Here is a 15,529-nt window from a genome sequence, read left to right as displayed (position 1 = left end):
TCAGTTGGCGTTGTACCGCTTCTCGTCCAGCTTGCCCTCGCTCTTGGCCACGCAGATGCTAGTCACCGCGTCGCCCACCACGTTCAGAGAGGTGACCAGCATCTCAATGGGCCGGTTGATGGCCAGGATCAGGGCGTAGGCCAGCAGGGCGGCGTCGTTGGTGAAGCCCACACCAGACAGGATGGTGAACAAAATCACCGCGCCTGCACCGGGGGCGGCAGGGGTCCCGGCGGAGGCGATGAGGGCCAGCAGAGCGATGACCACCAGCTGGGGGAAGGTGACCGTATAGCCCGCGCAGCCGGCAATAAACACGGTGGCGATGACCTGCATAATGGCGGTGCCGTTCATGTTGATGGTCATGCCCAGAGGGAGAACAAAGGAGGCGATGGTCTCATCCACGCCGAAGCCCTCCACACAGGTCTTCTGGTTCAGGGGCAGGGTTGCGGCGCTGGAGGAGGTGGAGAATCCAAAAATGGCCACATTGGCGATTTTCTGAATAAAGATGATGGGATTCTGCCTGGCCAGCACCGCAACAAAGATGGGGTAGCCCACCAGCAGGAACAGGAACAGCAGCACAGTGGTGACCACCACATAGGCCAGGGCGGGCTTCAGGTAGTTGATGCCGTAGCTGGCGAAGGTACGGGTGAGCAGCACAAAGATGGCGATGGGGCCGAACTTGGTGACCACATAGTTGAGGAAGACCACCACCACGTCGTTGACCTCGGTAATCAGCTTTTTCAGCAGGGTGGTCCTCTCCTCGGGCAGGGCGTTCATACACAGTCCCACTGCCACCGCCAGGAAGACAATAGACAGCACTGCCGTGTTGCTGCCAAAGGCGGTGGTGATGTTGGCGGGCACAATGTTTAGCACCACATTCAGGGGATTGGAGCCGGTGGAGCCGGCAGCCCCCTCCAGACCCTCCACCTGCGCGCTGAACATACCCATATTGTAGCACACGGTGCCCACCGCGCAGGCCAGCACCAGGGCGAAGAAGGAACACAGCAGGAAGATGCCGAGGGTTTTCGCCGAAATGCGCCCCAGGGTCCTGGTGTCCGAGATCTGCCCGATGGCCAGGGCGATGGAGGTAAAGACCATGGGGACGATCACCAGCTGGAGGGACTTGATAAACAGCTGGCCAATGATATAGAAGATGCCCAACGCGCTCTCCGCGCCGGCGGCGGTAATATCCTGGAAGAGGATATTGTTGAGGGTCGTCCAGACGGCCCCGCTGCCTGAGCTGTTAAGGGATTCCCGCAGGAGCATCAGCCCCAGGCCCGCAGCCAGGCCGCATACCAGCGCAATGGTCATCTTCTTTGCCAGGGCTGTGGTGCTTGCATTCTTCATAGATCCAATCTCCTTTTCTCTCTCCCGTTTTCTTTTGTATCCTGTGTCAGCCCTCGTATACCACCTGGCCGCCGCAGATGGTGCAGCAGACCTTGCCATACAGCTCCATACCGATGAAGGGGGAGTTGCAGGATTTGGAGTGGAACTTGTCCTCCTCCACCGTCCAGGCCTCCCGCTCGTCAAAGATCACCAGGTCGGCGGCGGCCCCCTCCTTCAAGGTGCCGCAGTCCAGGCCATAGAACCGGGCGGGGTTCACCGTCATCTTCTCCAGCAGCTGGAGCAGGGTGAGATGGCCCTTGCGCACCAGATTGGTGATCCCCAGGGCCAGGGCGGTCTCCAGGCCGATCATGCCGCTGGGGGCCTCGTTCAAGGGCCGGGCCTTCTCCTCCCGGCTGTGGGGGGCGTGGTCGGTGGCGATGAAGTCGATGGTGCCGTCCTTCAAGCCCTGGATCAGGGCGTAGCGGTCGCGCTCGGTGCGCAGAGGGGGATTGACCTTGGCCAGGGTCCCCCGCTCCAGCACCGCCTGCTCTGTCAGGGAGAAGTGCTGGGGGGTCACCTCGGCAAAAACGCTGGCCCCCAGCCTCTTCATGGAGCGGACCACCTCCACCGACACTCCGCTGCTGATGTGTTGGATGTCCACCTTTGCCCCGGAGCGCAAGGCCAGCATACAGTCCCGGGCCACCAGGGCCTCCTCCGCCAGGGCGGGGGCGCCGCCGTAGTTCAGCTGGCGGGAGACCTCCCCCTGGTTGACCCCGGCGGCGGCGATGAGGGCCGGGTCCTCCTCGTGGAGGCTAATGGGTACGTCCAGCTCTCTGGCCACCTTCATGGCCTCAAAGAGGACCCCGGTGTCCACAATGGGGATGCCGTCGTCGGTGAAGCCGGCGGCTCCGGCGGCCCGGAGGGCCCGCATATCGGTGAGCTCTTTGCCGCCGAAATTTCTGGTCACCGCCGCCGCGCTGAGCACGTGGATGGGCAGCTGCCTCATACGGCCCAGCAGCTCGGTGAGGGTCTCCACCGAGTCTACCACCGGCTTGGTGTTGGCCATACACACCACCGTGGTAAAGCCACCTGCGGCGGCAGCGGCGGCTCCGGTGGTAATGTCCTCCTTATAGGTCAGGCCCGGGTCCCGGAAGTGGACGTGGACATCCACCAGACCGGGGGCCACCACCTTGCCCTGGGCGTCGATGATGCGCTCATACTCCTCCGTCTGGGGGAACTTCCCCAGGGCCTTGACCCTCCCGTGCTCCAGTACCACGTCCAGCGCCTCGTCCATCCCGGAGGCGGGGTCCACAACGCGGCCGTCCTTAATCAGGATCATAGCGCCTCTCCTTTCAAAAACTCATAGATGACCCGGGCCCCGTCGCAGATGCTGGGCAGGTGGGCAAACTCCGCCCGGTTGTGGGACACCCCCCTCTGGCAGGGGATAAAGACCATCCCCGTGGGACACAGAGAGGGGAATGCCATGGCGTCGTGCCCTGCGCCGCTCATCATCCGGCGGCTGGAGATGCCCAGCTTCTGGGCGGCGTCCTCCAGGCCCAGCTGTACCCCCCGGCTCATGTCCACAGGCCGGAACTCGCTGAGTTTCTCCTCCATGTACTCGATGTGCCGCCGGGCGCAGATCCGCCGGGCCGCGTCCTTCATCTCATACTCGATGCGGTCCAGGCTGGCCAGGTCGATGCCCCGGATGTCGACGCCCAGCTCCACCTCGCCGGGGACCACGTTCATAGCGTTGGGCTGGTTCTGGACCACGCCCACGGTGGCCACCGACTGGTGCAGGGACTCCTTGTTGCCGATGCGCTCGATCTCCAGGATCAGCTCGGCGGCGGCGCACAGGGCGTCGCTGCGCATCGCCATGGGAGTGGCCCCCGAGTGCTCCGCGACCCCCCGCAGATACAGCTTGAACCGGCGGGGACCGGCGATGGTCTGGACGATGCCCACATCGGTGCGGGTCTCCTCCAGTACCTTGCCCTGCTCAATGTGCAGCTCAAAATAGCCCATCAGGCCGGAGATGGCTGGCGGATTCAGGCTGTAGCCCCGGCGGCGGAAGATGGACTCCAGCGTCTCTCCGCTTTTGGCCTTCAGGTTGGCCACATCCTGACGGCGCAGCTCCCGGGTCACCAGACCGCTGCCGATGGTGCAGCAGCCGAAGTTGCTGGACTCCTCACAGCGGAAGGCCCCCACCCGAATGGGCAGGTTCAGATTGTCCTCTTTGGCCCAGCGCAGGATCATCAGCCCCGCAAGGATGCCGGCCACACCGTCATACCGGCCCCCTTCGATCACCGAGTCCAGGTGGGACCCCACCAGGCAGAAGCTCCGCCCGGCCACGTCCCCTACAAAGGTGTTGCCCACCTCGTCCTGGATGCTGTCATAGCCCAGCTCCCTGCCGGTTTCGGTGAAAATGCGGTGCATCTCGTCCTCTGTCTCGGTATAGCCCAGCCGGGTCACGCCGCCGCTGGGCAGACTGCCTACATCGTAGAACCGGCTGAATACTGCCTCGCAGTATTGGAGATCTGCGATAGGATGTTCCATAAAAACCCCCCTCTTTACTGTTTTCTCTATTATAAATGATTTTTCCCCTGGATACTAGATGGTAAAAGGGAGTTTTTTATCATTTGGCCTTGTGCACTTCACCTAATTTTTCCCAAAATAACAGGATATTTTCGTCCTGTTTCTCCCCTTGCTCTCCCGCCTGAGAGGCAGAATTCTTACTTATCCCTCATTGAATTGCCCCATCTTTTATGATATAATCAGGAAAACGGAGCGCCTGCTTTTGAACTGCGCTCCATTTTGGAGGGAGTCATTTTGGAACGCAACGAAGCTATGCTTGCCAAAACACCGGGACTTGGCACGCTGTCGGACAGAGAGATGGCCGCCATTCTCCGCTCCCGGTTCAAGACCATGAATACCGTCGACCTGGCCACAGGCGCCTGCCGCTGGGCGGACCTGACCCAGCCCGACATCGTTCAGTGCGGGGACTACCGTCGCTTCCTGCAAAACGCCCTGTCCAGCCATATCCACCCTGAGGACGTCTCCAGGGTGCAGGCCGCCCTCTCGCTGGAGCACCTGCGGGAGGAGGCCGGCCGGCTGAAGGAGGATTTTAAGGAGGAGGTCTGTCTCTACCGCCGCCCCGGCGAGCCGGTATGCTGGATCGAGCAGCGGATCATCTACAGCCGCCGGGACAGCGGGGTCGCCGTCAACATCCTGGGCCAGGATATCACCCAGGAGAAGCGCCAGGAGGAGGACCGCCTCCAGCTTTTGGAGGACCGGGAATATATTATCAGCAGCTTGAGCACACTGTTTTTCTCGACCTATTACATCGACCTGGAACAAAACACCTTCCGGGCGGTCACACAGCTGCGCCATGTGGGCGACCTGCTGGGCAGCGAGGTGAACTTTGCCGCCGCCCTTCAGATCTATGCCAACCACTTTGTTCACCCGGACGACCGGGCCGAGTACCTGCGGGTTATGGACGTGGAGAATCTGCGCCAAAATCTGCGGTGGTGGCAGTCTTACGTAGCCATGGAGTACCGCAAGCTCCCGGAGGGCCCCGCCGCCCCCCCGGACAGCTGGGAGCGGGTCCGGGCCACCGCCGTACTGGCCCGCTCCGGCGCCAACGATTTGCCCAAAACCGCCGTCTATGTGGCCCAGAACATCACCGGCAGCCGCCGCGGCCCTGAGAGGTAAAACGGTTTTCCCCATCATAAAGCGAAGCGAGGAATTTTTATGGAGAAAGAAAAAATTCTGGTTATCGACGACAGCACCGTTCAGCTGGAATATCTGTGCTCCATTCTGGGCGGCGACTATCAGATCACCACCTGTCTCACTGCCGAGGAGGGACTGGCGCGGGCCAAGGAAGGGGGATTCTCCCTGATTCTGCTGGACGTGGTGATGCCTGACATGGACGGCTTTACCCTGCTCCAGCACCTGAAGGCCACTGCGCTGACCAGGCACATCCCCGTTATTCTGCTTACCAGCCTGGCTGATGTGCAGTACGAGGAGCGGGGCCTTCTGCTGGGGGCGGTGGACTACGTTGCCAAGCCCTTCAGCCCGGTGATTATCAAGGCCCGGGTCAACACCCACGTACAGCTCTACCTCTACCAGACCAGGTTCCGGGAGCAGGCCCTGGTGGATGAGCTCACCGGAGTGGCCAACCGGCGGCGTTACGAGGCGGAGTGCCAGATCAGATGGCAGGAGGCTGTCCGTTTCCAGCTGCCCTTCTCCATCTGCATGATGGATATTGACCACTTCAAGCTGTACAACGACACCTTCGGCCACCCCGCCGGAGACCAGGTGATCGCCTCCGTGGCACAGACCGCCGCCTCCCGCTTCCGAAGGGCCACCGACCTTTTCGCCCGGTACGGCGGAGAGGAGTTCGTGGCCATCTTTATGGGCAACGACGGCCCCTCTGCCTTCGCCTTTCTCAAGTCCATTCGGGAGGCCATCGAGGGGCTGCATATCCCCCACAACTCCCCTGTCAGCCCCTGGGTCACCGTCAGTATCGGCGGCGTCAGCCTGGTGCCCAAGTCAGAGGACGACTACGCCACCTATCTGAAGCTGGCAGATACCATGCTCTACGACGCCAAACGCATGGGACGCAACCAGGTGGTCTGGTACAGTGAAAATAAGGAGCAGTGGAGAGAACGGACCTGAATCCAACTGTTGGCCCCACATCTGAAACCGCCTGTCCAGGAGGAGGACGGCGTGATCTCCCGACGCCCCGCTCCCTCCCAGGCCGCACTGACGTTACAGAGTCCCGTTCATCCCCGCCGTCCGCTGAGCCCGCAAAAAGAGGCATACCTGGAGCACTCCAGGTATGCCTCTTTTTCTATGGCGGGATCAAAGCCGAGCACTGATCTAGCCCATCTTCTCAACGTACTGGGTCAGCATCACGGCTACCTCCGCGCGGGACGCGGTGTGCTGGGGATTCAGCATACCATCGGCTCCCCGCATAATTCCCTGCTCCACTGCCCAGCGCATGGCGTCTTGGGCGTAACCGCTGATCAGGCCGCTGTCCCCAAATCCGCTCAGTTCTGCCGCAGCGGAGGGACTTCCGGCGGCTCTCCACAGCATAACGGCCAGCTGTTCCCGGGTCACGTCCCCGTCGGGAGCGGTTCCATCGGAGACTCCCTGGTTCACGGCCCACTGCCGTGCGTTCTCATACCAGGCGGCGGCGGGGCTGGTATTGGCGGGCACACCCTGAAGTCTGGCCAGGATGGTCCAGACCATGGCGCGGCTGGTCTTGCTGCTGGGACTGAAGTGGGTTGCAGACACCCCGCTCATCAAATAGTGCTTCCAGACATAGTCCACGCTGCTGTAAAACCAGCTGTCGCTGGGGACGTCCACAAAGGGCATAGGCGCCGGATTGAGCGCGGGCTCCTCCGGGATTTTTTCAAAGACCGCCGTAACCGTAACCCGGGAGGCGGGCATGGTGAACTCATGGGTTCCGCTGCCCAGATCCCGCAGCTCCACCTCATTGCCTTTGGCGTCAGTCACCTCCAGGGAGGCCAGGACGTAGCCGCTGTCGGGCTGGACCGTAACCGTGACGCGCCGTCCCTGGGAGGCGGACGCCGGTTTTAGTACGACCCGTCCGCCCTCCGTCTGGGGGGCGGAGATGGAGTACGTGGAGCTGGAGGAGGAAGAGGAGCTGCTGCCTCCGGACGGCCTTGAGGGTTCGGAGGGGGTGTCGGGCTCAGAGGGGGAGGTGCCGGGGGCCTCTCCTTGGGACACGTTCCCCTCCGGCGTCACCACGTCGGTCTCCTCTTTGGAGTCTGTCTTGTCCTCAGGCGCGTAATTCAAAAGCAGGACCAGGGGTTCCGTAACCAGAACATAGCCGGACTGCTCAGAGCTCCGGGAAGAAAATACCTCAGGCGTCTCCATCTCACCCAGCCCAATGCGGTACTCATATCCTGTGCGACCGGCAGTAAACTGTCCATCCAGGATGTCAAGGCGGCAATCCTCAGCGCCAGCGTTTTGAGCGATTTGCGCCGCCTGTTCTGTCAGATAGCGCTCAACGGTGCTCTCCGCCGCGCCGGTGTCCATCTCCTCCACGCCGTGGGGATAGAACAGCTTGTTTTCCTCAGTATTCGCCGTCAGCGCCTCATAGACGGGCTTCCAGCCGGCGGGAACAGCGGCGTCACAGTCTTCACAGGAATACAGCCCATCCGCTTCCTGGGTGAAACGGTGTCCGGCGGCAGGAACGGTCTCCGTCTTGACCGCGCCGCAGCCTGTGCAGCTGTAAGTCTTCCGGCCCGGACTGGTACAGCTGGCCGGCTCGGTTACGCTGCCGCCGTCCCACTGGTGGACGTGGTCTCCGCCGGTAATGGTCAGCGTAGCCGTCTGGCCGCCGTAGGTGACGGTCAGCTCCTGAGTATCCGTATTGTCAGGGTCATAGCCCTCACACATGGCGGCCACCAGGGGCAGACTGCTCGTTCCATGGCGGTAACAGTCTGTGGTGACCTCAATACCGGCCTCCTTCAGCAGCGACTCCAGCTCTGTCCCCGGTTTTCCGGCGATAACAGACTGGGAGAGGCGCAGATTGGTGAAGGAGCAGTCATAGGCTGCCACAAAGTTCTGGACCCAATTGGAGGCGTAGAGACTGGGGACCCCATTGGTCTGATAGTCCCAGCCTATGCCAATGTGAACTCGTCCAGACACTTTGGTCATATTTGCGTTATGTCCGGGGCTCCTCTTCCAGCCATCCATCACGTCGGCGGCGTCCTTATGGCCAGAAGCGATATTTTCCGCCCAGCTGGTGATGGATCTGCTCAGGGGAAGGCCCACCTCCGGAAATACGGTGGAGTAGTCCCTGCCGTCCGGCCGGGTGTGACTGCAGTAGAGGAACAGCTCCTTGGCGCGGATATTGGCCGCCTCCTGCACTTCGGCGAAGGTAGACAGCGGCTGAAGGCCCAAGCTCATGCGGTAGATGTTCAGCAGCCGGAGCACCTCCCACCCCTGTTCGCTGACGCCGGCAATGGAGCTGCCGCCGGAGGGGGGATTGGTCCCCGGATTGTCAGGCTCGGAGGGATCGGTCCCCGGATTGTCGGGATCAGAGGGATCGGTGCCCGGGGTGTCGGGATCAGAGGGGGCGCTGGGGGCGGAGGAGCCGTGTTCCAGGCCGTTTGCCTCCATCAGCGTAAGCAGACCGGCAAACTCCACCGCCGGGGTTTCAATCATGGTCCTCACGTTGTCCTTGGCCATGCACGTCCGGGTGGAGGGATTCCAGGTGACCGCCACCGGGAGGGTCGGCGCAGTGTTCCCCTCAAGCAGGGGCGCCAGCACGTCTGTCAGGTCGCCGCCGCCGGTGTGATAGCCGTAGATGTAGTAGCCCTTTTCGTTGGCATACCGGCGAAACTGGCTCTCGACAGGGTTGGCCTGGGTCGCGGCGTCATAGCAGACGAACACAATATACCGGCTCTCGCTCTTGTTCGCCACGGCGGTCAGCATCGTCCGGGCCTCCGCCGCCGACATCTCGACCCAGTACTCTGTGGACTCAGCAGCCAGCCCCCGGACGGGCAGAAGCGTCAGCGTCAGGCACAGAGCCAGAATCACCGCAGAAAATCGTCTTTTCATGGAATGATGTCCTCCTCTTCCCGCTTTGGCGGGCATTGATTGTGGGGCTGAGCGCTCATCAGACGCCCAGGTCCGGCACAGCGGGGAAAATCTCCGCTTGGGCACACATGAAAAGGGAACTTCTCATGTTGTCCCATGCAGAACAAAAAGGCCTGCCGCCGTGTACCGGAGCGGGGCCTGCCTGGCTGTTATTATAAGCCAAGTCAAAGTTTTTGTAAAGGGAAATTTGGCTTGGCCCAAGGGAAATCAGCGCCGCGGGAGCCCTCCTCCGTCCTCCCGCAAAAGACAGCCGCTCCCATTGCCAGATACAGGCAATTGCCGCTTGAAATTCCTCCTGTTTTGGGCTATACTTCAATCATAATCAGGCAGGGGCGCCCTGTGCCCGCCTGTACACAGTTTTCGATTGACCGGAGGGGTATACGGTATGAAAAAGACGCTTGTTTTCCTGCTTATGTTCCTGGGTCTGCTGCCTGGCCTGGCCGCCTGCGGAAGGCAGTCGCCGCCTGCCGAAGAGCTGGCCCCTGACAGTCACACCGTGACGCTGACCGTTTGGGGCGCGGAGGAGGACGCGGAGCTGCTTCAGGAGCTTATCACCTCCTTCCAAAACCACTATGCCGGAGAGGCCAACTTCCAGATCACCTGCCAGCCCCAGAGCGAGTCCAACTGTAAGGACGTCCTGCTGGGGGACCTGGAGGGGGGCGCGGACGTGTTTACCTTTGCCGACGATCAGGTGGCTGCCCTGGCTGCCGCCGGAGCGCTGGACCCCCTGGAGGACGCCGCAGCCATCCGAAGCTCCAATCTCTCGGCGGCGGTGGAGGCCGCCAGCGTGGGCGGGACGCTGTACGCCTACCCGCTGACCGCCGACAACGGCTACTTCATCTACTATAATAAGGCCTACTTTGACCCGGAGGACGTTCAGACCATGGACCGGCTCCTGGAGACAGCGGCCCAGGCCGGGCGGCAGTTCTCCATGGACTGGTCCTCCGGCTGGTATGTCTACGCCTTCTTTGGCAACACCGGCCTGGAGGTGGGGCTGAATAGCGACGGTCTGACCAACTACTGCACCTGGAACAGCACGGAAGGGCCCGTTACCGGGGTTGACGTGGCCCAGGCCATGCTGTCCATTGCCGCCAGTCCGGCCTTCTCCAACCGGACGGACGAGGCCTTTCTGGAGGGCGTCCGGGACGGCTCTGTCATTGCCGGCGTCAGCGGCGTGTGGAACGCGGTGGCCATTCAGGAGGCCTGGGGAGAGAACGCCGGCGCCGCCAAGCTCCCCACCTTCACCTGCAATGGCCAGCAGATTCAGATGGCCTCCTTCTCCGGCTGCAAGCTGATCGGGGTCAACGCCTACTCCCAAGAACCGGAATGGGCGGCACGGCTGGCGGAGTGGCTCTCCAGCGAGGAGGGCCAGCGCCTGCGCTTTGAGCGGCGGGGGCAGGGGCCGGCCAACAGCACCGCCGCCGCCTCCACCCAGGTCCAGCAGTCAGCGGCCATTGCGGCGCTGCTGGCCCAGTCGGAGTTTTCCCAGCTCCAGCGGATCGGCGGGAACTTCTGGCAGCCGGTGTCTGACTTTGCCGGAAGCATGGCCCAAGGAAATCCCTCCGGCGCGTCTCTGCAGACCCAACTGGACCGTATGGTTGAGAGCGTAACCGCACGGTGATACCGACATAGGAGGCACGCATATGAAAGGAAAGCTTACATTGCAGCAGCGCCTGGTTCTGCCCATTGTCCTGCTGGGCCTGGTGACCCTGCTGTCCAATCTTCTGGCTGTGTTCAGCATCAACAACGTCCACGCCAACGCCGGAACCATTGTGGACGAGTATATGGTCAGTGAGGCCAGGCTGGAGGACATCCGTCGTTCCATGATGGACCTCCACCGGCTGGCCCTGTCCCACATCGTGGCGGCGGACCACAGCACCATGATCCAGCTGGTACAGGAGATCAAGGCGGAGGAGGCCGAACTGGACCAGCAGCTTGCGTCCTACCAGGATTTTGTGGCGGAGGACGACGGAAGGACCTACCAGGACTTGCTGGACAACTACGACGCCCTGAAGCACGCCCTGGTGGGGTTGGTCTGTGCCAGCGCCGACAGCAAGACCCAGGACGCCTACGCCATGGCCAACGGGGACGTGGCCGTCCGCAGCGCCGCCGTGGAGTCCGCAATCGATACCCTCTCTGCCTCGGTCAGCACCCAGGCTGAGCGTGCCCAGACCCGCCTGTTTGCCGTCTATGTCGTCTCGCTGGTCACCAGCGCCGCCGCTCTGGCCATCGGCGTGCTTCTGGTGTGGGCGGCGCTTCGGATCATCAAACGATATGTCATCGCCCCCATTCAGGACGCGATGGGGACCCTCCAGGACAGCTCCGAGCGGTTGGGCGGCGTGGTGACCGAGATCCGCGGACGCACCCATACCTCCAGCGGCAGCGCCCAAAAGCTCTCCGGTCTCACAGAACAGCTCTCAGCCGCGCTGGGCAAGATATCCCAGAACACAGCCGCCATCAATGCCAGCGCCTCCAGCACCCAGGACGACGCAGCACGGGTTGCCGACGCCTGCGCGGCCCTCAGCGGCTACTCTGCCGAGATGCGGGGGCGGTCGGAGGAGATGGAGCAGTCCGCCAGACGGGAGATGGAAGTGGTACACAGCCGGACGGAGGAAATCCTGTCCATCCTGAATGAGGCCATTGAGCAGAGCAAAAACGTGGACAAGATCAATATTCTGACCCAGGATATCCTGTCCATCTCCTCCTCCACCGACCTGATAGCCATTAACGCCTCCATCGAGGCCGCCCGGGCTGGAGCTGCGGGGAAGGGCTTCGCCGTGGTGGCCCAGGAGATTCGCCGCCTGGCAGACGCCTGTGCCCAGGCCGCGGGTCACATCAAGGAGGTCAGCGAAAGTGTGACCGGCGCGGTGGCCTACCTCTCCAGCAGCGCTCAGGAGCTGGCGGACTACCTGGGGCAGGCTATCGAGACCCAGCTGGCCCAATCCGTCCGCTCCGGCCAGCAGTACCGGGAGGATGCCGAGTACATTCAGCGCTCCATTGAGACCTTTAACGCCCAGGCCGACGGGCTTAGCATGGCTATGGAGGAGGTCGCCGCCTCCATTGCCGGCATCTCCAGCGCCGTGAACGACGCGGTCACCGACGTCACCGGCGTGGCGGGCAGCACCCACGTTCTGGTGGACGACTTGACCAGCATTGTCAGCGGGATGGATACTAACCAGGAAATCGCAGGCGACCTGCGGCGGCAGGTGGAGGTCTTCGCAAATCTTTAACATGACCCGGAAATCCAGGGGGCGGTCTTGATCGGAGACCGTCCCCGCGCCCCCAAATAAAAAAAGAAAATTTTTTTGCAAAAACTGTTGACACCGGGCGACTGATGTGGTATTATCTCTCTTGCGCTGAACAAGACAACAGCTCAGACGCAAACAGGACGCGCGAGTGGTGGAATTGGTAGACTCGCTGGCTTCAGGTGCCAGTGCTCGCAAGGGCGTGCGGGTTCGACTCCCGCCTCGCGCACCACGACCATATAATCCGAACCTTTTTCCGATAGGAGATGGGTTCGGATTATTGGTTTTCTTTGAGAAAATTGAGACCACCCACTTCCGAAACGGTATGGAGCGGAAAGCGACCTCCAAACCAAGAGGGCCAAGAAATAGAGAAGAACAGGGCGGGCGCATCGTGTGACGATGGCGTCCGCCCTGATTGTTTACTCTTTTTGTTCGGCCTGCCGCTGCTTTTTCCATTCTTCAAATTCCCGCTGCCCCTCTATGCTCTCGTAGAAAGCGAGAATGTCGGGCAGAATACAGCGGGCGATGGCCTCGATCTGGTGCTGGGGAATGTTGGTGTTGTTAATCGGTTGCTTTCGCTTGCTCAAATATCGTCCTCCGTATGGAAATTTACGAAGGTGCGTCCTTCTGTCCTTTCGTGTACTTTGCAAATTGTTTCTTTTAGGCTTTGCGGATAGGCCGTTCCCCTCTCTGTCGGAAAATCGTGTATCGCAACAACGAGGACCAGATGTCCTCTCATCCTTCTGCGGGTATTGTATCGGATTTCGGATGTTCTGTCAAGACGAACGCTGGTAGAAAAAGTAAGGGGTCAAAATCCTTGTGTCACAAGAGGTTCAAACACTAAAATTGATTGTGCCGTATAATTTCCTTTGAAGTGCAAAAAGCGGGGGTTACTTTTCTACCGATGTCCGCAAATCGGGCGTTTGAACCGCCTGTGCGGCAAGGACTTCAAACGCTCTATCTCAAGGGGGTAATACAATCTTCTTCAAAGAACTAAGAATGGCTCCGATTTGCGGACAGGAGTAACGGTATAGGGGGTTCCCAGTCCGACAAATTAAGGGGGGTCAAGGCGTTTGTTCTTTAGAAAATGCAGTCAGGACTCCGAGAGATTTGAAAAACCAATTGCCTCATCTATTTTATCCATTAAAAGGCTGGCAAGAACCAGACGTTTTACAGCGTCTTCTCGAGATATGCTTAAATTCTCATGGGCCTTAGGATTGTGTATTCCTTGCATTGCGCCGGCAAACATCTGCATATATCCTTCTTGGACATTTCGCCCGCTTTCCGTGTCCATTCCTTCGAATATAAGTAATGGATTTGATAGTGCGAACGCTTTGCGCATCAAATCTTGACCATATTACTCTGCTGACTTGTCTGAGAAGGTAGTCCGAGGCATGACCGAGAACGCCCTGAAATCCAAGTACAACGGTGGGACGCTGCCCATCGGAAGATACTGATCGACACGTCCGTCAATGCAATTTTTCTGTATGATGACAAGATGGTGATTACCTTCCAACTACAAGGAAGGAACAGATACGATTACATTTGATGACCTGAAAGCCTCCCCTGCGACGAAAAAATCTGGTTCGGATATGGACTGCTTAACTGCACCAGCTCATAAATTCCCGCCCCAACTCGTTTCGCCGGACTGGATCAGGGCGTCCGCTATTACACCAGCACGCCGGAGCTGCCAAACCGCTATGTGGCCATGGCGCCCCCGGTGGATGAGCAGAAATAAGAGACGCACAGCAACTGGCTTCCAAAACAGCGGCAGTCCTTTCTATGACTCTATGACATGAAAATTCACGGGTTAAAACGCTTGACTTAAAGTCGGGTTTAACTGATATACTCTCCTAATCAAACAAAAGGAGGCGGCCCATAATGAAACATGTGATGCTTTTAGCAGGCGCAGGGCAAATCGGGATGGCAATCGCCCGAAGAATGGGAGCTGGGATGAAAATCGTCATCGGCGACAAGCGGCTGGAGAAAGCAAAAAATATCGAAACAATACTGACCAACGCGGGCTTTGACGCTGAGGCGACGGAGATGGATCTATCCAGCCGGGTCTCGATTCGGCATTTCATTGCGGAGGGTCAGAAATTCGGCCCTGTTACCATGTTGGTCAATGCGGCGGGCGTATCGCCCAGTCAGGCTCCCGTTGAGACAATTTTGAAGGTCGATCTCTATGGCACCGCAGTTTTGCTGGAGGAGGTCGGCAAAATTATCGCTCCGGGCGGCGTAGGCGTGACCATCTCCAGCCAGTCGGGCCACCGGATGCCCGCCCTGCCGCCTCAGGTGGATGAACAGCTGGCCTGTAGCCCTGCGGACGAGCTTCTGGAACTGGAGGTACTTCAGAATATTGAAGATACCCTCCATGCCTACCAGCTTGCAAAGCGCTGCAACGAAAAACGGGTTATGGCTGAGGCGGTGAAATGGGGCGAGCGGGGCGCCCGAATCAATTCGATCTCCCCCGGCATTATCGTCACACCGCTGGCCATTGACGAGTTTAACGGACCGCGGGGCGACTTTTATAAAAACATGTTTGCCAAATGCCCCGCCGGCCGGCCGGGAACGGCAGATGAGGTTGCCAATGTGGCCGAACTGTTGATGAGCGGAGCCGGAGCGTTTATCACCGGGGCGGACTTTCTGATTGACGGTGGAGCAACGGCGTCCTATTTCTATGGTCCGCTGAGACCGCAGGAAAAGTAGTATGGCAGTTTCGGTTTTGCATCGGAACTTCAAAACGGGCCTCGCCGCCACAATGAGGTTCCATAACGATGGTTTCAAAAATGCAGTAGAGACAGTCGATACGGTGTATTGCAGAAAATCTGAATAAACGGAGGAATCTGCAATGGAATCATTATTTGAGGAACTGGGCGGCACCTATCACCAGGAAGGCGATTACTTCCTGCCCGATTTGTCTCTGCCTGAAACCGCTCCCGTTGGCACCTGGGGGCAACGGCGGAGACATTACCTGAAAGCACAACGGAGGCCACTCTACAATGCCCTGCTTCTCAGCGGCAAACTGAATGACCATTTGATTGCGGTTGATGCCCAGGCAAAAGCTATGTTTTTTCAGTTGGTCAAACGACTGGCGGAACAGGAGGGGGTCGCGGAACAGCTCAAAGTTGAAAATCAAATGGAATGGGTGGGGCGTATAAACAACATCCGTGACAGAGCAACGGAAATCGTTCATGCTGAACTTATCTTTACCCGGTGAACACAGAGGGACGCAAGGCGAAACTACCTTGCGTCCCTCTGACTGTCATTCAGCGTTTTACTGTACTGTGTTGTCCTCCTGGTTCTCAATAAAGTTTTTCAACATCTGCGCT

Annotated in this window: 12 protein-coding genes and 1 tRNA gene; 7 read left to right on the top strand and 6 right to left on the bottom strand. The window is 59.8% G+C overall.

The window, feature by feature from the left end:
- From D1646_RS12835 to D1646_RS12825, 3 genes are read right to left on the bottom strand one after another with little or no spacing between them, the layout of a single operon-like run.
- Window positions 1–1,344, bottom strand: coding sequence for a dicarboxylate/amino acid:cation symporter (locus D1646_RS12835; RefSeq protein WP_160636827.1), 1,344 nt, complete (start codon window positions 1,342–1,344; stop codon window positions 1–3).
- 46 nt (window positions 1,345–1,390) lie between these two features.
- The gene (locus D1646_RS12830) at window positions 1,391–2,662 is read right to left on the bottom strand and encodes a dihydroorotase (protein WP_160636826.1); all 1,272 of its coding nucleotides are present in this window, start codon (window positions 2,660–2,662) and stop codon (window positions 1,391–1,393) included.
- Window positions 2,659–3,873, bottom strand: a complete 1,215-nt coding sequence (locus tag D1646_RS12825) for a hydantoinase/carbamoylase family amidase (protein WP_160636825.1) — start codon at window positions 3,871–3,873, stop codon at window positions 2,659–2,661. Before D1646_RS12825 ends, D1646_RS12830 begins: the two co-directional genes overlap by 4 nt.
- Window positions 3,874–4,146: 273 nt before the next feature.
- Between D1646_RS12825 and D1646_RS12820 the strand changes: the two genes are divergently transcribed.
- Both D1646_RS12820 and D1646_RS12815 read left to right on the top strand, forming a co-directional pair.
- Window positions 4,147–5,028 (top strand): PAS domain-containing protein, encoded by an 882-nt coding sequence (locus tag D1646_RS12820; protein ID WP_160636824.1) that lies wholly within the window; start codon window positions 4,147–4,149, stop codon window positions 5,026–5,028.
- Window positions 5,029–5,067: 39 nt separating this feature from the next.
- On the top strand, window positions 5,068–5,994 hold the full coding sequence (locus D1646_RS12815; RefSeq protein WP_160636823.1) for a diguanylate cyclase: 927 nt from the start codon (window positions 5,068–5,070) through the stop codon (window positions 5,992–5,994).
- 204 nt (window positions 5,995–6,198) lie between these two features.
- Here D1646_RS12815 and D1646_RS12810 read toward each other — a convergent pair whose 3' ends face one another.
- The gene (locus D1646_RS12810; protein WP_160636822.1) at window positions 6,199–8,913 is read right to left on the bottom strand and encodes an S-layer homology domain-containing protein; all 2,715 of its coding nucleotides are present in this window, start codon (window positions 8,911–8,913) and stop codon (window positions 6,199–6,201) included.
- A 424-nt stretch (window positions 8,914–9,337) separates the two neighbouring features.
- Between D1646_RS12810 and D1646_RS12805 the strand changes: the two genes are divergently transcribed.
- From D1646_RS12805 to D1646_RS12795, 3 genes are all read left to right on the top strand, one after another.
- Window positions 9,338–10,573, top strand: coding sequence for an extracellular solute-binding protein (locus D1646_RS12805; RefSeq protein ID WP_160636821.1), 1,236 nt, complete (start codon window positions 9,338–9,340; stop codon window positions 10,571–10,573).
- A gap of 22 nt (window positions 10,574–10,595) precedes the next feature.
- The gene (locus D1646_RS12800) at window positions 10,596–12,182 is read left to right on the top strand and encodes a methyl-accepting chemotaxis protein (protein ID WP_160636820.1); all 1,587 of its coding nucleotides are present in this window, start codon (window positions 10,596–10,598) and stop codon (window positions 12,180–12,182) included.
- Window positions 12,183–12,342: 160 nt separating this feature from the next.
- Window positions 12,343–12,429, top strand: a tRNA-Leu gene (locus D1646_RS12795).
- A gap of 187 nt (window positions 12,430–12,616) precedes the next feature.
- On the opposite strand, the gene D1646_RS22730 is transcribed toward D1646_RS12795, so the two are convergent.
- Window positions 12,617–12,784, bottom strand: a complete 168-nt coding sequence (locus tag D1646_RS22730; RefSeq protein ID WP_201754670.1) for a hypothetical protein — start codon at window positions 12,782–12,784, stop codon at window positions 12,617–12,619.
- Between the two features lie 506 nt (window positions 12,785–13,290).
- Window positions 13,291–13,539 carry a TIGR02391 family protein gene (locus D1646_RS12790; RefSeq protein WP_279279941.1) on the bottom strand — a complete coding sequence of 83 codons (249 nt, stop codon included), beginning with the start codon at window positions 13,537–13,539 and terminating at the stop codon, window positions 13,291–13,293.
- A gap of 539 nt (window positions 13,540–14,078) precedes the next feature.
- Between D1646_RS12790 and D1646_RS12785 the strand changes: the two genes are divergently transcribed.
- Together D1646_RS12785 and D1646_RS12780 are read left to right on the top strand one after the other, a co-directional pair.
- Window positions 14,079–14,906, top strand: a complete 828-nt coding sequence (locus D1646_RS12785; RefSeq protein WP_201754669.1) for an SDR family oxidoreductase — start codon at window positions 14,079–14,081, stop codon at window positions 14,904–14,906.
- A 142-nt stretch (window positions 14,907–15,048) separates the two neighbouring features.
- Complete coding sequence (locus D1646_RS12780) at window positions 15,049–15,417, top strand: TnpV protein (RefSeq protein WP_160636818.1); 369 nt, start codon at window positions 15,049–15,051, stop codon at window positions 15,415–15,417.
- The last annotated feature ends 112 nt before the right edge of the window (window positions 15,418–15,529 follow it).

Origin of the sequence: Pseudoflavonifractor sp. 60, assembly GCF_009911645.1 — a bacterium.
In the GTDB taxonomy this organism is placed as follows: domain Bacteria; phylum Bacillota; class Clostridia; order Oscillospirales; family Oscillospiraceae; genus Lawsonibacter.
The sequence above is the reverse complement of the archived record's forward strand: the minus strand, read 5'-3'. Positions and strand labels throughout refer to the sequence as shown.